The organism is Pedobacter rhizosphaerae (assembly GCF_900111155.1).
GTDB lineage: Bacteria > Bacteroidota > Bacteroidia > Sphingobacteriales > Sphingobacteriaceae > Pedobacter > Pedobacter rhizosphaerae.
In genome coordinates, this window is record NZ_FOGG01000029.1 from 1 (window position 1) to 19,142 (window position 19,142).

General features: G+C 33.6%; 20 protein-coding genes. 19 read left to right on the plus strand and 1 reads right to left on the minus strand.

The genetic code is table 11. The features are described from left to right. The 6 genes from BMX11_RS18460 to BMX11_RS18485 form a co-directional block, all read left to right on the plus strand. Positions 1–293, plus strand: a 293-nt coding sequence (locus BMX11_RS18460) for an integrase core domain-containing protein (protein ID WP_139180225.1), incomplete at its 5' end; no start/stop codon positions are given. Positions 294–613: 320 nt separating this feature from the next. Beyond that, positions 614–1,198, plus strand: a complete 585-nt coding sequence (locus BMX11_RS18465; RefSeq protein WP_245738713.1) for a tyrosine-type recombinase/integrase — start codon at positions 614–616, stop codon at positions 1,196–1,198. Positions 1,199–1,455: 257 nt separating this feature from the next. Continuing rightward, the gene (locus tag BMX11_RS18470; RefSeq protein WP_090887033.1) at positions 1,456–2,409 is read left to right on the plus strand and encodes a hypothetical protein; all 954 of its coding nucleotides are present in this window, start codon (positions 1,456–1,458) and stop codon (positions 2,407–2,409) included. Between the two features lie 125 nt (positions 2,410–2,534). Continuing rightward, positions 2,535–2,969, plus strand: a complete 435-nt coding sequence (locus tag BMX11_RS18475; RefSeq protein WP_139180226.1) for a hypothetical protein — start codon at positions 2,535–2,537, stop codon at positions 2,967–2,969. A 50-nt stretch (positions 2,970–3,019) separates the two neighbouring features. Beyond that, positions 3,020–4,834: a DEAD/DEAH box helicase family protein gene (locus BMX11_RS18480; protein ID WP_090887039.1), complete on the plus strand. Its 1,815-nt coding sequence runs from the start codon at positions 3,020–3,022 to the stop codon at positions 4,832–4,834. 585 nt (positions 4,835–5,419) lie between these two features. Then, positions 5,420–5,935, plus strand: coding sequence for a hypothetical protein (locus BMX11_RS18485; RefSeq protein ID WP_090887042.1), 516 nt, complete (start codon positions 5,420–5,422; stop codon positions 5,933–5,935). Between the two features lie 80 nt (positions 5,936–6,015). On the opposite strand, the gene BMX11_RS18490 is transcribed toward BMX11_RS18485, so the two are convergent. Further along, complete coding sequence (locus tag BMX11_RS18490; RefSeq protein ID WP_090887166.1) at positions 6,016–6,231, minus strand: helix-turn-helix domain-containing protein; 216 nt, start codon at positions 6,229–6,231, stop codon at positions 6,016–6,018. A 115-nt stretch (positions 6,232–6,346) separates the two neighbouring features. Between BMX11_RS18490 and BMX11_RS18495 the strand changes: the two genes are divergently transcribed. The 13 genes from BMX11_RS18495 to BMX11_RS18560 all read left to right on the plus strand — a co-directional run bounded on the left by BMX11_RS18495 (position 6,347) and on the right by BMX11_RS18560 (position 19,052). Continuing rightward, positions 6,347–6,922: a hypothetical protein gene (locus tag BMX11_RS18495; protein ID WP_090887045.1), complete on the plus strand. Its 576-nt coding sequence runs from the start codon at positions 6,347–6,349 to the stop codon at positions 6,920–6,922. A 5-nt stretch (positions 6,923–6,927) separates the two neighbouring features. Then, a complete protein-coding gene (locus BMX11_RS18500; RefSeq protein ID WP_090887049.1) occupies positions 6,928–7,470 on the plus strand; it encodes a hypothetical protein in 543 nt (180 codons plus the stop codon). 212 nt (positions 7,471–7,682) lie between these two features. After that, complete coding sequence (locus tag BMX11_RS18505) at positions 7,683–8,183, plus strand: hypothetical protein (RefSeq protein ID WP_139180227.1); 501 nt, start codon at positions 7,683–7,685, stop codon at positions 8,181–8,183. 1,047 nt (positions 8,184–9,230) lie between these two features. Continuing rightward, a complete protein-coding gene (locus tag BMX11_RS18515; RefSeq protein WP_090887060.1) occupies positions 9,231–9,539 on the plus strand; it encodes a hypothetical protein in 309 nt (102 codons plus the stop codon). Positions 9,540–9,872: 333 nt separating this feature from the next. After that, positions 9,873–10,913 carry a PD-(D/E)XK nuclease family protein gene (locus BMX11_RS18520; protein ID WP_090887063.1) on the plus strand — a complete coding sequence of 347 codons (1,041 nt, stop codon included), beginning with the start codon at positions 9,873–9,875 and terminating at the stop codon, positions 10,911–10,913. A gap of 146 nt (positions 10,914–11,059) precedes the next feature. Continuing rightward, positions 11,060–11,704, plus strand: coding sequence for a hypothetical protein (locus BMX11_RS18525; RefSeq protein ID WP_090887066.1), 645 nt, complete (start codon positions 11,060–11,062; stop codon positions 11,702–11,704). A gap of 119 nt (positions 11,705–11,823) precedes the next feature. Next, entirely contained in the window at positions 11,824–12,816 is a 993-nt protein-coding gene (locus BMX11_RS18530) for a hypothetical protein (protein ID WP_090887069.1), read from the plus strand. Positions 12,817–12,826: 10 nt separating this feature from the next. Next, a complete protein-coding gene (locus tag BMX11_RS18535; protein WP_090887072.1) occupies positions 12,827–13,303 on the plus strand; it encodes a hypothetical protein in 477 nt (158 codons plus the stop codon). 76 nt (positions 13,304–13,379) lie between these two features. Next, positions 13,380–14,102 carry a hypothetical protein gene (locus BMX11_RS18540; protein WP_090887075.1) on the plus strand — a complete coding sequence of 241 codons (723 nt, stop codon included), beginning with the start codon at positions 13,380–13,382 and terminating at the stop codon, positions 14,100–14,102. Between the two features lie 638 nt (positions 14,103–14,740). Continuing rightward, positions 14,741–15,202: a JAB domain-containing protein gene (locus tag BMX11_RS18545; protein ID WP_090887078.1), complete on the plus strand. Its 462-nt coding sequence runs from the start codon at positions 14,741–14,743 to the stop codon at positions 15,200–15,202. 584 nt (positions 15,203–15,786) lie between these two features. Next, positions 15,787–16,677 (plus strand): hypothetical protein, encoded by an 891-nt coding sequence (locus tag BMX11_RS18550; protein WP_090887081.1) that lies wholly within the window; start codon positions 15,787–15,789, stop codon positions 16,675–16,677. Positions 16,678–16,933: 256 nt separating this feature from the next. Then, positions 16,934–17,944, plus strand: coding sequence for a hypothetical protein (locus BMX11_RS18555; RefSeq protein WP_090887084.1), 1,011 nt, complete (start codon positions 16,934–16,936; stop codon positions 17,942–17,944). A gap of 232 nt (positions 17,945–18,176) precedes the next feature. Next, a complete protein-coding gene (locus BMX11_RS18560; protein ID WP_090887087.1) occupies positions 18,177–19,052 on the plus strand; it encodes a hypothetical protein in 876 nt (291 codons plus the stop codon). Positions 19,053–19,142: the final 90 nt, after the last annotated feature.

The following is a 19,142-nucleotide window of genomic DNA, read 5'->3' on the forward strand; positions in this document are numbered from 1 at the left end:
CAAAGATGATAAGAATGGATAATGGGCCAGAATTCATCTCACACAAGCTGGATGAATGGGCGAAGGAAAACAATGTAGAACTGCTTTTTATCGAGCCTGGAGAACCAACACAGAACGCATATATAGAAAGATGCAATGGAAGCATCAGAAGAGAATTGTTAAATGCCTACATATTTCATTCGTTGGATGATGTGAGGGAAAAGGTAGAGGAATGGATGATGGACTATAATTACCATCGACCACACCAGGCATTGAACTTCAAATCTCCCATCGATTTATTGCAGGAAAGTTGAGGACAAAATTATACTTTTGAATGGTCTGAAAAACAGGGGAGCTTACACAAGCTTTATCCAAGAAACTAAAATCCAATATCAATAGGAAATACAAAGTAAACCTAAAGACTATCCACACCCAGTTTACTAATTTTCTAACCGAGAAAGAACTAATTGGAAAGATAGAAGATATTACACTAACTCGGGTTGAACATTTTCTTTCACAATTCTCTAGTTCAGGCACCTATTACATGAATAAGCGAAGAGATTTAGGAGTTCTTTTCTCAACAATTAATAAACAGCTTAAACATAAAGTGCACGTCATACAGGACAGCGAGAAGATGAAATCCAGTGCCAAGCTTCACAAAATTTACGATGAAGATCAGGTTAAACCCATACTGAATTACTTGAAAGAAAATCATCATAATTTGTATATATGCTGTCTGATAACTTACGCAACTTTTCTTAGACCACACCACGAGGTTAGAAGCTTGAGAATGAGTCACATTAAAAATGATTGTACAGAAATACACCTATCTGGGACAGAGAATAAAGGAAAAAGAATAAGAATTGTATACATCCCAGATTATTTGAGAAAAGAGCTATTACCCATAATTGATGGATTAACACTAAATGAAAGTCTATTTACTCGGACAATTGAGATCCCAAATGAATATTATTTTAGTACGGCTTGGACAAGGCAGTTTAAGGAAATGTTTAAAATCGGTTTAATTCAAAAGAATCAAACGATCTATTCATTCAGACATACTGCTGCTGTGCAGGTTTATAATAAAACTAAAGACTTACATATTCTTCAGCAGCTATTAGGTCACTCTGATATGATTGTCACACTCAAATACCTTCGTGGTTTGGCTGCCATTAAAAATGATGATTTAAAAGCTGTTATGCCAACACTTAATTTATAGTATTTTAATTATCCATTATAGCGGAGTATGATTACTTCGCTATTCGTTTTTCGGTTAGAAATCATACAAAACATTAATCAAAGATATAGAGGAACAACTATTGCAAATTATATCAGAAGTTTTTAATCAATTTGCCTCATCTGATGCCTCAGAATAGTGCCTTTAAAGCAATAACATGGCATCTAAAAAAATCAATTTGCCTCACTTCTATACGAAATTTCTGAAGTACAAGTCGAAGCAATATCTTTACCGTATATATGGAATACAACTTTGTTACGGAAGAAATAACTGAAATTATTGCTGATTTAGATATCATTGCTAAATATCATAGCGGATCGAAAGCTTTACTGCATCCAGACAAACCAAATATACTCAGCACAAAGGCTAACATTAGATTGCTTATTGGTAAGGAAGGAGATAAATTATCTTTAGTCGATGATTTTAATATAGCGAAAGTTGTGCTAGAAACTGGACTGGAACATAGTCATGTTCAAAATCTGTTTGTTCTCACCAGAAACATGATTGATATTGAATGGGGCTATTACAAAACTCACTTTACTTCCGAAGATACCAATGAAATCAATCTCCATTCTAGACTAAGAATTTTAATATCTGAACTTAAAATTCTTAAGGAGCAGCTTGAAGGCCGAGGCATTCTAGAAACTAAGATAAAATTGAGGCAACTGATGAACAACGGTAAAAGCATGGTTCCATATGATGTTCCGAATATGGGAGTTACCATAGATAGTAAAGAAGAGAATCTCGAAATTATAAAGCTGGTACTCCTAAATAGATTTAGACAGATAACCGAATTGAGTTACTTATATCTTCATATCACAACTGAAGAACCAAGTAAATGGTCAGCGGATATTATTGAACAGATGCTAGAGTATTTTTATCAACCCTTTTCAGATGCAAGGGCAAAGTGGCTATTTGGAAGATATGCAACTCAAAATATAATAGCATACTTAAAAGCCGAAACGAACTTTCATAAAGAAGATATTGAAGTTACCCAGCAACAAGGTGTTCTGATCTACACACTATTTTTACTATTTGGCTTAATTGACATTAAAATCGAAGATGGCATTCCAGAATTTAAATCAGATCGAGATAAAGCCAAATTAATTCGTTCCTTTCTACGCCAAGACTTAAAGGATAAAGAGATTGAATTCTATAATTTAATGTTTACCTTTTTTCCAGTTGAAAATTAATCTACTGATTATCAGTTGACACGGATTCTTAAAAAGGTTCTTTTCTGTGACTTTTTTCATTGATGGATACTTGTATCAGAAAGCAACGACATGGTGTTGTTGCAACGAACAAATTTCACAAAACAATGAAAAATTCAATTTCAAATGCATCAATGGATGCAACAATCAGATCAGTAAAGGATCTATTTTCTGATTCTGTTAAAGATAACAAAGATTTATCAACAGAACAATTCTTTAACAGATACATGACAGCCGATGAAGTTTTAGATCAGCGCAAAGAATTGGGGAAAATGCCACATGGTCTTGACTACACGTCTATTATCTTTCACAATTGTTGTCAAGGATTAAAAATTACCAGTCCATTGCTTTTAAAGACTGATAGATATGGCAACCAATACTTTTGGACAGTATTCTCCAATGGCGCTGGAAGTAAAGCCATTTTAACAAATGGATTTAAAGCATTCCTGAATGATTATCAAAACGGTTTGATCAAGCCAGAATTCGATTACCGGTCTCTATTAGAAGATGCTTTAATAATGCAAACATTATCGAACAAGTAATTTTCAATTCAGCGGGGGAGATTCCTCCCTCGCTATTTAAAGCTGACCACATGAATATTAGGAATATAACATGCGTAAATAAAGACGTTATGCTTTGGCAAATTGAGCCATACGCATCAAAAGGATTACCAATCAATGCTTTATTCGATAAAGGGAGATGTGGAATTGGTGGAACAACACTAGAAATCGAACAGAATAGACACAGCATAATTGTTGTTCCAACTACCCCATCAATATTAGGAAAATGCAAAGATTATCCAAGTATTCTTCCAGTTATGGGAGATGAAAAGATGAGCTATGAAATGAAAGTTAAACGAATAATTGATAAACTGAAAAGTGGAGAATCAAATATTAAAATTATGACCACTCCTGATAGTTTCGAATGTATCATTGAAGCCGCTAGTAGAATTGACAGACTTGAATGGTTATTTGACGAGTTCTTTTTATTATTAGATGAGTGCCATTCATTTATAACCGAGGCTTTCAGAAAGAAAATTACGATCCCTTTCAGATACTTATGGTATTTTAAATCCAAATGCCTGATATCAGCCACACCGATTAAATTTAGCGACCCGAAGTTTGCTACATTAGAGCAACACGAAATTAAAATAAATGAAGAACTTGGAACAATAGAGCTTATTGAAACTTCAGATATTAATGGTGTTGTTCAATTTGTATTAAGTAATCCCGATAAGTTCCCTGACAATGTGCATATCTTCTACAATTCGGTTGCACAGCTTTCTAAGAGAGTACTAAATGTATTTAAAGAATTAGGAAGTATAGAATGCAATATCTATTGCAGTAAAAGTGATGATAACTTTAAAAAGCTAGGCGATATCTCAGGCATGTTTAAAGAAGAACCTGTAACCGGAGAATACAAGAAATTTAACATCTACACATCGAAATACTTTGAAGCCTTTGACCTAAAAGACCCTAACGCAACGATCATTCTTATAACAGATGTAAATGCAAAACATACCAAAGTTGGCATAACTAACAAAGGCTTTCAGGCAATCGGCAGATTACGAAGTAAACCAAATAGGATAATTCACTTTACGAACCATTCAGATTTAGGTTATAAACGAGACCTAAAGTACTTTAAAAGAAAGCATACAATATACGCTAGAGATGTAATTAATGGTTATCAAAATCATGTTTTAAGATGCAATAAGACTAAACTTAAACCATATTCGAAGTTTAAGGAAATGGTTGAGAATTACGCAGAAGTATCCAAAGATGGCCTAACGGTTAATTATGAAATTATAAAAGTTGACCAATTTGCCAATCATGAAGCTTGTAATGAAGAGTACAATAATATGGATTATATCCAGAAAGCCTGGGAATCATGTAACTATATGGTTAAAAGAAGGAGAATAAGACCTTTTGTAACAGAGATAGCTAGCCGAATGTTAGTGGCAGATCAAATTAGGGAAGCATTAGAAAAGATACATTATTTGGAAGTGAACAAAGATAATATGCTTTTCGACAGCGATTATCTTGACGGCATGTCGGAAGTAAAGATTTTAAACAAGCACTTTGAACTTGCATACAAGGCTTATCACAATTTAGGGTTAACAAAGATATATGAGATTGGTCTGGACTCAAAAAAGCTTAAAGCAGCTCTATACGAGAAGTTTGATGAAGTCGCTAAGCTCAATATAAAGATGCAACTGGCGAGCATGATTACCGAAAGCCGCCATTATACAAATGCTGAATTAAAAACTATCTTACAGGAACTTTATAATAATAGTGATTATAGAACTGTTAATGGAAAAGTAAAAACGGCTACCGCCTTGCAAATTGAAGATTACATTTCAAATTGGACAAAGGATAAGCGGGGGTATCACATTGAATGTAAATTTTAAATGAATGAATCAGTTAATCAATAGAAAATTTATTAAGTAAATCAATCAATAATGTCTCTTATAAAGGGAAATGTAAAATCGGTTAAAAAACTTTCCGTTTTCCGAACTAAGGCTTCAGGCTATAGATGTCCAGCCTATTCCAAAAAATATTTTTTTATTTTCAAATTAGCACATTAAAATCAACCTGTGTTTATCAAACGACAATGGTATTAACTACATACCCCCGTACCTTTCTCTAGAGGGAAATACAATGAATTACAACTTCCAAAGCCAAACTTTTCACTAGAACATTCAACGAGAAGCCTGTCTAAATCCCTTGATTTTCAATCTAAAAACTGATAAGTTGAAAACCGATATTTACAATTTCATTCATCTAACCTCATACGACATTTCCCACCTAAACAATACTAAATTGGTCAAAATCTAACAAAATAGATTCCCCGATATACCAATCCAGAATTACTAAAATAACAATGCATCGCCTAAAACGCGGTGAATTTCCATTATATACCAATACGACTTAAATGCTTCCAGACGGAGGCATTTTTCATTTAACCCAAGTTTTACATTTTAAATTCTATTCAGATGAAAGCGCAAGCAAGATCACAAAAGACGGTACAACCGCAAACACAATTTGTTGTTATAAACGAGCAACAAGTATTGATTAACAAAGAAGTTCACAAAGCATACAATCTAATTGTTGATGCTGCTCTGGAGCAACTACGCAAATTTGACCTAGCTAAATACAGGACTTATGCCACTGTTGATCATTTAAAAAACGAATACAAGAGCAACATGATTTCAGAGCATTTAAATTACTTTTGGAATATCACACTTTCTAACAGCAAAGATGGTCGATCATTCATATTTATAGACCTTGGTTCTGAAGCACTAGAGCGCTTTGGTTCAGGTCTTACTAATATTTTTCTTCGGAAAGCATACGAACTTACCCAATCACACGATAATACAACAGGAATCGAATATGCCTTAAGAATAAACTTTAGAGAGGCTGACCAACATCACAACTTCTTTTACCGTAGAGTTGCTGAAGGTGAGAATAATTATGTTTCCATTGCTACGGTTGATAAACTAGAGTCTTAAAAATAGAGCGCAGAAATGCGCTTTATTATGGTTTCCCGTAATAAAACGTAAAATTGAATAAATAGCTTTGACTAAGAAAGTTATTTATTCACGTTTGATTCTGGAAGAAAATCTTTAGGGGAACACTTGAATATTACCGAGAGTTTATCAATATGGTCAAGATTATACTTTGATGGGTAATTAGGACTTTCAACTTGACCTATAAAACCATTGGATACATCAAGCATGACAGCAAGCTCCGACTGGCTAAAATTTGCCTGTTCTCGTAATGCCTTAGCCTTACTGATTACAAACATCTCAATCTCTGATTTAAGTACTTGTTTAGCCACGTACGAAAAAAGAGATAAATCCAAACCTCCTTACTTAGTAATAACTAAGTAATTACTATTTTTACACTAAATTCTAGATCAAATGAAAAGTAAATTATTACTCATTGCACTGTTCATGACAGCAGTAAAATCATCTTGGGGTCAAGTCGACTTCCCCGTTTACAAGCCATTGCCACCAGTTCCACGTCAAAGTATTCCAACGCCAATCCCGCAATTACAACCACAATATAGACAGAGAAGCTACGAGGAATCTGAAAAAGAAATGAAAGTAATTGCAAAATTCGTAATCGAAAACGCAACCATTGATGGAAAAGACTACTCTAAGTACTACCGGGATAACCAAGCCTGTTTGGTAATTTATACGCAAGCAGATTCAAAGGAAATATACTTTGCCACATACATACCTGTTACTAAATCCATCAGTACGGGGATTATGACTAATCTTGATCTTCGCAGTGAGGCAGCAACTTCTAACAGTTACAAAACTCAAACATCAAAGTTTAAATGGTTTTTTAGTAACAGCTACGATAATGTAAAAGGAACAGCAGATGTTCATCTTCTAAAGATATATACTGAAAACGATACAGCCTTTTCTTGCACAATAAGCTCAAAAGATACTTTTTTGAAATTTACTGGACGTATGGAGGATCCTAATTAATTACAATGAAATTGCTATACACATTTATTATATTTCTGACATCATTTAGTTTTTGTCACGCACAATACGCAAAGGAACTTGACGAAAAAAATGGATTCAACAAATTTATTCTGGGGCAAAGCTTAGAGGATATTAAAGAGGTTGCCAAAGTCAAAGCGTTAAAGAACGGGTCTAATGATAAAAGAATGACCTATTATGAAGTAAAGAACATCAAAGATTTTAAAATCTTTGAATATACGCTAAAGAAGATTGAACTATGGTTTTATAATGATAAGCTTTGGTATATCGAAGTTTACCCAGCCTATGTATACACTCAGGAACAGAACGACCTGATTAATCAAGATATTCTTCGCCGCATTCAGAATCAATATGGTGGTTTCCAAGAAAAAGAACTTACGCCACAAGACAAACTTATTGGACGAAATGCTAAGTACGAATTATATGGTAAAAAAGTATTCTTGAGATACTCTGGTGGACGTGGTTATTATAGCTTTTGTGATTTAGTGACTAGAAACAATCTTTTAAAGGAGCAAGATTCAGGTTTATAATCTGTTTCTCAAATTTTGGAGAACAAAAAGATACTCTTTCAAATTGAGTTGATTGATACGAACAAATATTTCAGCACAGTTGATCAATTTTATTTCTCATACAATTTAATATGCCTTTAGCAATTTATCCAACAACATTAATCTGTGCGATAATCATCGTATACATATACAGTCACTTTAAAAAGTCTAATGATACTAAATCCGATGCAAAAATGACCGAACCTGAGATGAGCTTAGATTATCATGGTGAAACTGAAAATGAATTTACCAAACGTTGTTATACTTTTATCAAAAACTGGTTTGATCGGAATGATCTTAAGGTATATTCTTCCAATAGGGAATCATTCAGAATTGGTTTTGAAGAGCGAGATGGTACATTAGTTGACTATTTTATAGACAGTTACTTCAATAAAAAAGTAATTGTATTTCAAGCACCACTTTATTATGATATACCAGATCATAAGCTCGTTGAGGTATCGGAGTTTATTAATAGGTTAAACAGTAATCTTTTTATCGGTTCGTTGTACTTGAACTATGAAAAGAGGCGAGTTGAAGCAAGATTGGTTTACCATATAGGAAACAAGGATTTGGATGATGATTCATTTGAATTTTACTATAATACCTTAACTGCCGTAAAGGCTAGAAAATCAATAGATAAGATTATTCAAAAGAATGAAAATCCCGCACTTGTGGCCATAGATTGGCCTAATTAGCATTCTGACAGACCATTTTTTAAAGTTTGTGGCATGCAAGAGAAATAACAGGATTTCATCCTATCAGTTTTAACCTGCTACTTTAAGAGCCATAGCAATGTGGCTCTTTTTTGTTATAATTGGATTCTAAATGCTTGCAATAATGTTAAAGTCAATCCTATTTATTACATGCCTTTCCTATTCAGTATTAGGCTACTGTCAAAATAAGTCCTTTCATTCGATTCAAGAAGTTTTAGATTATCATACCGCCGAGTTAAGGCGGAACAATTGGGAAAATCTTAAACACATCTATATCTCAACATATTTGGACACCATCTCAACCTCAAAAGATGTGTTGTTAATTCAAAATGGACTTGATGCAAGGTATATTCGTAAGAAAGATACCAACTTGCTAATTCAGGTTACTATCAAAACAAAAGTTGATCACCTTGAACTAAGCATAGCTAACTTTAGAGTATTTAAGAAAACGAGAAGACAATTAAATTTAACCAACTTGGGTAATGGCAATGTTTATATAGTCAAATAGATTTTAAAGGCATCCTAAACCATCCCATCCCACAACATTTCTGCTTACGCAGTTGAATGGGATGATTTAGTCTTTATTTCAGTGGTTTGGCAACAATAAGCTTTCTTTTAAGTATCTGCTGTTACTCTTAGGCAGTGGTATATCGGTTGAGGCTGTGCAGACCCGATTAGGGAGATCGGTATTCGGCAAGTCTATTGCCACTTAAAACACACGCCATTGCTACGCACTGTCATGGTTTTAATTTTGGCAAAGTGGTTGCCTCATGAATGCTTTCTCTATCCTTATCTAGGATTTTGCTTCGCTTCATCCTGGATAAGTCTAATCGCATTCCACTTTTCAGCTCACCTGCGCAATCGAAAATGCTGCACGATCGTCATGATACTTGATACAAGTATCTCGCCAATCGCTTGTGTTAAAACATAGATCGAATCCCGTTGCTTCGCAACTGCTAATTCTCACACATTTTCTCAGTTCGCAGGCGGTGAGCAAATCCTTATATTAGGAAAATAATTAACTTAAAAATGAGTTTGGAGTACTTCAAGAAAAAGGTTGAAAGACCTATTGTTTCAATCCATGGTTCAATGGCATTCACATTCATTATCCAGACAGATAATACAGGTATAGTCAATGCTTATGACTCTGATCTAGGTGTAACGATCAAAAGTGACTATGAACTTTATTATGATGAGGCCCAAAACCTTATTATACATTTAAAGGATTATAATGTTAAACATGGCAACTGGGTTGGGCGAGGTATTTCGTGCAACGTAATTTTTCTTGTGGATAACTTAAAGAAGTTTGAGTCAGCCTATGACCTAGTTGGAGAATAACCACATTCTGTTGCACGGTTCAATTGAATCCTTTATCTCCATTCGAAAAGAATTAACAATATCGCCAAGCCTCGTGTTTTTTTTCATAAAACATACGTTGAATCGTTCTGCGAACTTTACTACAACGACCATCGCTCCATATACATTTATGGTACGCATACTTAAATATTAGTATTTACAGATTCCCGTAAAGCAAATGGAAACCTTATTTTTATATTAGCTGACAAATTTAAAACATGTCTCCAAAGTTGTAACAACACAGAAAGCCTGTAAAATCAATGCGAGTCATACTCAGGGTTTACGGATAAAAGTAAATTGATTATTCAATAAAGAATGTTTAATAGTTTATACAAGTTATATAGAAACCATTCGGTTAAAACACCACTCGAGGATTTCACTACTGAGGCTTTTGTGGGAGTATTGAAATTAGACCCTACGCTTTTGGAGAACTTTTGTGTATCACTGCTAGGATTAACCAAAGAAGACTTTAATATTAGGACACAGGCGAACTATCTTTTAAAAAATGATATAAACTGCATTGTCGATATAGTAATAGAAAGTGAAAACCAACTGTGTTTTATAGAAAATAAAGTTAATTCGAAAGAGGGTTATAGGCAGCTGGAGCGTTATTCAAAAGTTCTTGACCTATTTAAATCCTGTAATAAAGAAACATATCTAATTTACTGTACTAAAAATTTCGAGGAAAAAGCACAGGTTAATCATAAATTTAAGCAATTAAGATGGTTTCAAGTCGCCAAGTTTCTCACCCAACAAAGAGCCGATAATCCAATCAAAAACAACTTTTTAGAGTTCCTGAAACTTAAGAAAATGAGTCAAAATTTAACTATAACCAATAAAGATACTTTCATCATTGAAAACCTTTTTGAGACTATTGAGTTAGTAAGCGGACACCTAGACCGAGTTAAGCCATTGTTTATACAAACCTTTAGTAAAGGAGTAAACAGAGTAAACGATGGATTTAACATCACTCAAATAATTAAGCATAAGAGAATCATCCTGTATTTTAAAGATATTTTGGGAGAAAATACGGGTTGGTCTGAAATTAAATATGGACTTCAACTTAATAGTACAAAGATATATTGTGGGATATGGGTGGACAAAACTAACTCGCAATATAGAGACTTTAGAGATTATTTTCTTGCAAACCCATTCACTTTCGAAATTCTCGACAAACAAAACGGATTTGCAATCGAATTAAGTGAATCTCTCAATAAATATGTAAATGATCTAGATGGTGATGATAAGATTTTAAATTGGTACAAAGAAGCTTTTGTTTTATTTTTAGAGGTCATGTTAAAAACACCGCAATTACATTGGAATACAATAAATAAAATTACTAGTCAAGTGATATAAATCAAATCTCATTGCTATGCAATTATCAGTTCTCACAAATTTTTTCAGTTCGCAGGAGGTGAGCTAATTTGCTTTAGTCGAACAATTAGAGTAATTTGAGCGCAGAAGATAATTGTTTATCTAAACACGAGTCTAGTTAACCTCAAATGCAAAAATCCCCTAACATTGCTCAACCTATAGTTAAGTTTATAGACAAGCACGTTCAAGCAATTAATATAATGGGCTTAGTAAGCATATTACTGTCAGTAATAACCATATTAGTTTGGCTATCAACATGCTTAAATGCAGAGCCTTGGTCAGCCTTGTTTGGCACGCTTTCCGGCTGCTTTTTTGGGTTAAGAGCAGTCGCAGATTATTTACGTGAATCAGAAAAGCACATTAGTGAGATGAATTCAGATGAAATAATCTTCTTTATACTGACAACTGAGCGAGACATAGACTGGCATAGAATTAATAGTGACGGCAAAATTGAGATCTACTTAAGGAAGCACCCTGCTCTTCGGTTTATTATGGACGAAGAGCCACTTAATGACGATTATATTGCACCATGGGCAAACTCATTTCCCGACCCACACGCAGAGAGCTATAACTTTAGGCTCGTTCTTAATGGCAACCTTCTAAAAAACACAACCTTGGTTACTGTGGATGGTGGCAGAGTCGAATTGCCACAGCCAGACTTAACAACAATGAAAGTATTCCCTTTCGATTATAAGATTGCTCAACTTTTCAACATAAGCAATAGTCAGTTTAACTCATATATGGAGAGGGCAGGCCTTACAGTTAAAGTCTAGTTAAAAACTAATGCATACTTATTTTACGGATTCCCGTATAAAAACAAATAATAGTCTCGATTAACTTTGCCTTAAACCAATTCTGATTAACCCCAGGACTAAACATATCTAGTAATCTGATGAAAAATTACCTTATTTCTCTACTATTGCTTATTATTTATGGTTGTGGCAGTGCTGACCACAAGGAAAACAAAGAAGCTGACAATAAATATGAGATCCAGAGTAAGGATAAATTCTATTCTGTTGTTAAAGCTGCCTTTCTACTAAACTTTCCATCACAATCAGCACCGAAAGTAATTGACAGTATTAACTCTTCTGAAATCCACAAAGAGTACTGTTTACTTGATAGTACCAATAAAGTAATAATAACAGACATCAAAGATAATTGGTGTAAAGTAAAGGTAATTGAGCCGGATTGGTTATCAAAAACTTATATAGGATGGGTACCTGCAGATAACTTGGTTGAAGTGCATCTAACAGAAAAAAAGGTAACACCCAGTATCAAAGCCACAATTAAATACGAGGTTATCAACGAGCAGAAGTTAGAAACTAATTACAAAGCTCAGCTTATTGAATATGCCATTTACAAGGATACTATTTACACAAAAGAAGCTTTAGAAGATGCGGTGTTAGAAATCTATAACCTCAATAGCAATAAAGATGTTTTCGAAACCCATGATAAAGCGACAGTACTTGCAGTTTATCTATTTACCTCTAAAGAGGCATTTAAGGATAAATCCAATTGGATAGCGATGCTAATCAAGGGGCCAAACGAAAATGAACCTAGAATCACGTATAACGATTTTAAGATAACCGCATTGAGTAATAGTGCAAATAATGTCAAAACTAAAGATGAGATCGAATTAGAGAAACTTAAAATCTATCTGCAAAAAAGGGGGTTAGACTTATGCATCCTTTGGGAAATGCTGAAGAAAATTGAGCTTGATAATATTCATAAAGCTGATGCAAAGTATCCAGACTATGGAGATAAGCACATGGCAATGATTGATCAACTAGATAAACAGTCCTATCGTAATTTGCGGAAGAAATATCAACTTAGCGATGATATGCTTAGCAAGGTCTCTATTTTTGCAATGTCATACTGCAAATAAAGGAACAGATATGAACTCAATCACAGGTGCTATAGTTGGGGCAATACTCGGATTTATATCTTCATTTGGTTTTATGGCAATAAACATCAAAAAGAGCCAACGCTCAGAATTATTTCCAATAATAGCAGTAATTACCACAGTATTCGGAGCTGTTGGTGGTGCCCGTATCGGACACAACATTGAAAAGTCAGATAAGATTGCCAGAAGTTTGGGTTTAGATAATATAAAACACACACATTATAAAGTTGGCCGATTTTGGGAATCCCAATCGACATGGAATGACGTTAAAGGTGTGCGCCACATGGTCACGACCTTGAAGCGGAACAATGATATAGTTTCCTTGTACAATGGCAGTGTAATTTGCACACATGGTTCTTCTGCATCGTCCGTCAATATAACTAAATATCATAACGAGGCAAGGAACATTACATTTGCAAAGCTAAAGGAAAGGGTTGGCGATAGTTATATTAGCTACTTAACTAAGTAAATTATAACATCTGAACGGATTTACAACTAACTTTTATCAGTTTAAGTTTAAATACAACATTACTAATAATTTAAATATGAAGAGGCCATTCGATTCGGTGCGTGATTTGATTTACCTTAGAGTAAAGCAAAGCAAAGAAGACATAAAGTTCCGCATGGAGCAGATCGATAATTTAATGGTCTGGGTTGTGGGGTTTTCCATCGGTGGACTTTCTTTGATAGTTTCAGACTTCACTAAATTAAGTGAGAACTTTAGTTACTGGATAATTAAATCAGTTTTGCTTCTGTTAGTCCTCTCAATTACAGCAGGTATTGTATTTAGGATTGCGTGCTATTTTATTAATATATATAACGAACAAATTCAAGTATATGTTGAAACTGCATTTTCAAATGAAGAGATGATGGAGATAGATGCTGAGGATTTAACTGATGAACCTGAAGTGGAGGAGGTTCTTAGACGGCTACAAGTTGATTTCGGTCAGGATGTTCAACAAATATTAGCTGCATATACAAATGTTGATATGTCGCAACCAGCCAATAGAGATTTTCTGTTGAATGACTTGAAACAACATTACAAGAAAGTTGCAATGTGGGCAAAGAAGGACTACGAAATAGCAATAGAATTTGCTAAAGACACGATGCAAAAGGCTTACGGATACTCAAATAAACAACTAGATCGCGCATTTACAGATAATGTTAGTTTAAAATGGCAATTCTGGGTTCGGGCGGCTTTTACATCATTTATTATAAGCTGTCTCGCTTTTATTGCTGTTATTCTGATATTTTCAATTGCTTATTAAATCAACTTAAAATTATCAACTTACATAGTTCGTACCGTTCTTTGTTACACATTGAACATGAAATGGATTATATAGCCATGATCTAGCTCCGTCTTTAGACTCTGAAACAATGAAGAACCTTAATGCAAAGTATTGGTTACTATATACGAATTCTTTCAACAAACATGTTCCTTCGTATTGATTGGGGTCTGGAAGCTCATTAACTAAGCTATCTATAAAGTTGATGTCTATTTCGAACATAATTTATTTAAGAAGTGATTGAACTATTTTTTGTTGTTCGTCTAAGTCATAATACCCATTAGAACGGCTGAATGAGCCTGTTAAGTCATCATACACGAACATTACATGTAAAGAAGCTTCATTTATGGCTTTATTCAATTTTAATTCTGTTTCGCAAGACTCGAAGAAAAGAACTGCGCTGGCTTCATTTTTTTGTTGGAATATATAATACACAACACGAGAGTTTGTACAATATACGATTAATTAATCATTGCTCAAATTTAAGCTTGTAATCTCAACACGCTTAAAGGATCTACGGCATAAACGCTCTTGTGCCAACCGCACCACCTATTTATATCCGTTCTTCCTTTGCTTTGTTGAGCTGAAAGCTTGGCCATGCTCCATAATTAATTATCAATATGGAACAATTACAAACCCTATTCAAAGTGGCTGAAGTTGAAGTAAGCTACAAATCAAATTACAACATTACCGAAAGGCCTAAAATCAATTGTGCAAAGGACGCTTATAGTTTACTGATGCAACATTGGCACTTAGGAAAGATCGAGTTTATAGAAGAATTTAAAGTGATTCTACTAAATACAACTAACAGAGTATTGGGAATTGTCGACATATCCACGGGTGGAGTACAGGGAACCTTAGCAGATCCGAAGATCATTTTTTCGATTGCTTTAAAGACAAACAGTAGTAAAATAATACTAGCACACAACCATCCGAGCAGTAATACAAATCCTAGTGAGGCTGATAAGAAACTAACGCGAAAGTTAATGGAGGGAGGAAAGCTATTAGACATCGAAGTGTGCGACCATTTGATCGTTACCAATTATAGCTATTACAGTTTTGCTGATGATGGCATTTTATAACCAGTGCGCCAAAAGTGCGCCAATTCCCTAAATTATACTGCTAAATGCAGTATATTTGGATACAATTAACAGATTTATAAACTGCGCACAAAGCCTGAATATTCTGCACTCAAGACCCTTTAAACGTACATTTCACATCCTTTAACCTAATGTTAATCGGCTAGCGATCCTAGATTAAGAGTCTGTTGCTCTACCAACTGAGCTACGGAGTCGGGTAAAGTAAATATAAGGATTTGTGGGTTGATTATTAAGTGTTTATGGAGGTATTAATCAAGATGCTGAAATACTTGAAAATGATTGGTAATAATATTATGCGGGGGAGTGCGCCAAACCCCATCTTTTCATTTTCTCATCTAGGATAAGTCTAATCGCATTCTACTTTTCAGCTCACCTGTTCAATCGACAATGCTGTGCTTGTGTTAAAAAGGATAGATTGAATCCCGTTGCTTTGCGACTATTGATTCTCACACATTTTCTCAGTTAGCAGGCGGTGAGCGATATATTGCACCAATCTTTAGCATTAAATTAGATTTACTTTCTACTGCTAATTGTTTCTTTATATTTGCTATTCTAAAAATAATTAAATGAATCTTCTAGAATACTCTGACGCTCTTTTTAAAGCTCAACCAGCACTCAAACTCAAATCCGAATATACATCAGATTACAAACAAAAGATATATTCAAACGTAAATATCTTTAGGAAAACAATTGAAGGTTTAGAAGAAGTAACTCCTCTTAAACCTGTCTTAGAAAAATTAAAAAAAACAGCAATTTTTGCATCAACTGGTGATACGGTCACGACCACTTCATCTTCTGAGGTAGAAGACATATTAACTGATCTGAAGTCTAAAATCAATCTTCTAAATGAGATGATCCACGCCTCTAAATTATTCGGAAGAGAGGATCTTCTATATGTTAAATTGCCAGAGTTCAAGTCTTTTGATGAACTTGCTAAATTTTCCAAAGATTTACAAAAAGCTATTGAAATTCCAATCACAGACACGGCTATAAATGGTGAGGTAAACATTATTGGAGCTGATCAAGGGTCTGTAATTTTATATGTTGCATTAGGAACAATAGCTGCCGTAAAACTCATTGCAGGCATCTGCTGGTCTGCGGCAGTAATTAAAAAGAAAAATGCTGAAGCAAATATGTTTGTTGAACATGCAAAGACTTTAGAACTTAAAAATGAAGCATTAGACTCGATAATAGAAGCTCAGAAGAAACAATTAAGAAATATTGCTGATTCTGAAGCAAATGCTTTGGCAAATGGACTTTTAAACCATAATGATCCAGAAACAATAGGTAGATTGAAGCTATCGATGGAAATTATTACAAATCTAATTGATAAAGGAGGAAAAATTCTTCCAATGACCAAAGATGAAGATATACAAAAATCATTTCCAAACTATAATGCACTAGACCTCATTGAATCTTCCATCAGGCAGATACAACCAGGCAATAGAAACAATTAAGAAACAAAATAAGCCATTTTCTTGAGCTAGATAGTTTTATCACAACTTATTAAACAATAATTAACTATTACACAAATTTAAGCTTATCTACTCAACATATTTCAAGAAATTCCAGCATAAAACACTCTACCCTATCCATTTATTCTGTTGCTTCTTCATTTTGTTGAGTTGAAAGCTTGATCAATTACCATAAAATTTACTTGCAAAGTAGTATATTTATAGCCAGAAATACTTCTGAAAATAAACCAGCGCTCTCATGGTAATCTTATTTCAAATATTTGCGGCGGTTGTCCTGTTTTTTCTAATTAATACGATTGGTCGCTTTGCTCCGGTTGAGTCAAGATATTATCAGATAACAAGTTTTTTGGAGACTGATGAAGCTCCTGCATTCAACTTCTCATTTAGAATACTGACGCCAGTAGTTTTTATCATCCTAATAAGTACGCTATTATACCAACTAAAATTAGATGCTTATGTTAAAGATATCTACTGGGTTAGTATTTATTATGTTACTTTCAGAGCGCTTTTTAATTTAATAATTGATAGAGCTTATCTAATCAACTGGAAAAAACAAGTCTTTTACGCATTTTGTATTGTTTTGGCAACTTATGTGATTTATGAAAAATTAATAATAAAAAAGGAAAACCTGATGCCTAATTTCTCTGACATTTCTAATGAACTTTGGATTATAATTCTAATTTTCCTCTACAATCTTGTAAATAAAATTCAGTTAAGCGAGAATGGGGCTGAAAAGAGAAAACTCAGATACATAAAACATACATTGAGCAATTTGAAGAATAAGTATTCAACAATTATTAGCTCAAGAACGGATATCATTAGGCTTGAACAGATTATTTATGCAATTATGTTACACGAAAATTTCAATCGCCCAAAAGCATTTAGGCTTTTAGAATACGTCAAAAGTAAATTCTCGAAAAACCCAGTGTCACTTGGAATTATGCAAGTCAAATCAGATGGTTTTATAAACGATTTACAAAGTGTAGAGAAAGGAATTGAGATTTTGATAAAGGAAGTTGATTTATTGTTTCCAAAATTTAAAGAAGAATATGGAAAGTTGAATGGAGCATATGAAATCGAATATCTAGAGCAAAGTTATCAAGCAAAGTTAATAAGGGCATATAACCATTGTGATGATTACGCTTATGACATTATTGAGCTTGCAGATTACATTAATGAAAAATTTTATATGAATAATCCCGTATATAGAATTTTGTTTGGCAATTACATCGAGGCACAAGGTACCTAAGACGAAGAAAAAAATTATCGATGCAAAATTTGTCTTTGGAAGCAGTCTATCATAAAAGTAAGATTTAAACAATATCTCATTTTTACAATGGCTAACTTCTATGGACTTGCTGAACAAATTGAAATATCCAAAAACAAAAACCTCTAATTAACTATATAAATTGATAAAATTTTTGGATATTCTATTTTCGGGTAAAATTAATATCTTGGTGGAATGACGAGTTCTATAAAATATGATACCTCAAAAAATACAAGCTTTATTTGATTTTATCGATTTTTTGGATAAAATCAAAAATGAATACATTGAAAAATATATTCCGCTTTGTGATGAACTCCGTGGACTCGATGAAGAAAGGGGCGCACTAAAACCAAAGGAAAATTATAAAGAGAAACATGCTTTCGATGAGATTCAAAAAGAAATAACGGAAAAGTTTGTGCCTATCACAGAAAATATTTATCAGCCATTCACAAGTAAATTACTCGAGTTAGGGATTTGGTCAGGGGACGACGTTTTTACAAGTATATGGAATAATAACATTTCAGAAATTGAAGATTTCAAGAGACATTTTATAGAAGATGATATTGAAAAAGTTTTTCATTATAAAAAAAAATACTTAACGTTTAGAACTGAGACAAATAACGATTTTCTTTGCTTATCATTTATATTATCCAACCTAGACGATATATTTAGAGTGCTTTTTGATTTCTTTAAGGACACTCAAGAAAATGAATTTGATGGTTTTGAAACTAAAATAATTGAATTTGTGAATCCAGAAGGAGTAGCTAGAAGCCTACAAGATAATATTCGTAAGAATGTAAGATATTCTATTCCTAGTGACACATTTTTTAACCATAACGAAAAAAAATCGACTACAAGTTTAGAATCCAAAAATGAATTTAATTTTTATGCTATGAGAGATAAAATTGAAATAGGAAATATTTCCAATAATAAAGGCCAAATTAATGTTGGTAAGGACAACAGAATTGAAGTCGATGGGGGCGACGAAATTGCTAAAAAATCTTTTAAATGGCAAAAAAAAGACACTATCATTATGATAGCCATTGGTATAATAGGGATTGTAATATCTTACTTATCATTAGTGAAATAATTTAAGCTTTTAAAATGTTTGAGAGAATTCCATCTTTAAAAGACTTCATAATTTATGTAATTCCTGGAATAATTATTTGCTATTTTTCGG

Excerpts from the sequence above, each read along its gene's own strand:
- BMX11_RS18465 (WP_245738713.1), top strand. The coding sequence starts at position 614 with ATGAAATCCAGTGCCAAGCTTCACAAAATTTACGATGAAGATCAGGTT.
- BMX11_RS18470 (WP_090887033.1), top strand. The coding sequence starts at position 1,456 with ATGGAATACAACTTTGTTACGGAAGAAATAACTGAAATTATTGCTGAT.
- BMX11_RS18475 (WP_139180226.1), top strand. The coding sequence starts at position 2,535 with ATGAAAAATTCAATTTCAAATGCATCAATGGATGCAACAATCAGATCA.
- BMX11_RS18480 (WP_090887039.1), top strand. The coding sequence starts at position 3,020 with ATGAATATTAGGAATATAACATGCGTAAATAAAGACGTTATGCTTTGG.
- BMX11_RS18485 (WP_090887042.1), top strand. The coding sequence starts at position 5,420 with ATGAAAGCGCAAGCAAGATCACAAAAGACGGTACAACCGCAAACACAA.
- BMX11_RS18490 (WP_090887166.1), bottom strand. The coding sequence starts at position 6,231 with ATGTTTGTAATCAGTAAGGCTAAGGCATTACGAGAACAGGCAAATTTT.
- BMX11_RS18495 (WP_090887045.1), top strand. The coding sequence starts at position 6,347 with ATGAAAAGTAAATTATTACTCATTGCACTGTTCATGACAGCAGTAAAA.
- BMX11_RS18500 (WP_090887049.1), top strand. The coding sequence starts at position 6,928 with ATGAAATTGCTATACACATTTATTATATTTCTGACATCATTTAGTTTT.
- BMX11_RS18505 (WP_139180227.1), top strand. The coding sequence starts at position 7,683 with ATGACCGAACCTGAGATGAGCTTAGATTATCATGGTGAAACTGAAAAT.
- BMX11_RS18515 (WP_090887060.1), top strand. The coding sequence starts at position 9,231 with ATGAGTTTGGAGTACTTCAAGAAAAAGGTTGAAAGACCTATTGTTTCA.
- BMX11_RS18520 (WP_090887063.1), top strand. The coding sequence starts at position 9,873 with ATGTTTAATAGTTTATACAAGTTATATAGAAACCATTCGGTTAAAACA.
- BMX11_RS18525 (WP_090887066.1), top strand. The coding sequence starts at position 11,060 with ATGCAAAAATCCCCTAACATTGCTCAACCTATAGTTAAGTTTATAGAC.
- BMX11_RS18530 (WP_090887069.1), top strand. The coding sequence starts at position 11,824 with ATGAAAAATTACCTTATTTCTCTACTATTGCTTATTATTTATGGTTGT.
- BMX11_RS18535 (WP_090887072.1), top strand. The coding sequence starts at position 12,827 with ATGAACTCAATCACAGGTGCTATAGTTGGGGCAATACTCGGATTTATA.
- BMX11_RS18540 (WP_090887075.1), top strand. The coding sequence starts at position 13,380 with ATGAAGAGGCCATTCGATTCGGTGCGTGATTTGATTTACCTTAGAGTA.
- BMX11_RS18545 (WP_090887078.1), top strand. The coding sequence starts at position 14,741 with ATGGAACAATTACAAACCCTATTCAAAGTGGCTGAAGTTGAAGTAAGC.
- BMX11_RS18550 (WP_090887081.1), top strand. The coding sequence starts at position 15,787 with ATGAATCTTCTAGAATACTCTGACGCTCTTTTTAAAGCTCAACCAGCA.
- BMX11_RS18555 (WP_090887084.1), top strand. The coding sequence starts at position 16,934 with ATGGTAATCTTATTTCAAATATTTGCGGCGGTTGTCCTGTTTTTTCTA.
- BMX11_RS18560 (WP_090887087.1), top strand. The coding sequence starts at position 18,177 with ATGATACCTCAAAAAATACAAGCTTTATTTGATTTTATCGATTTTTTG.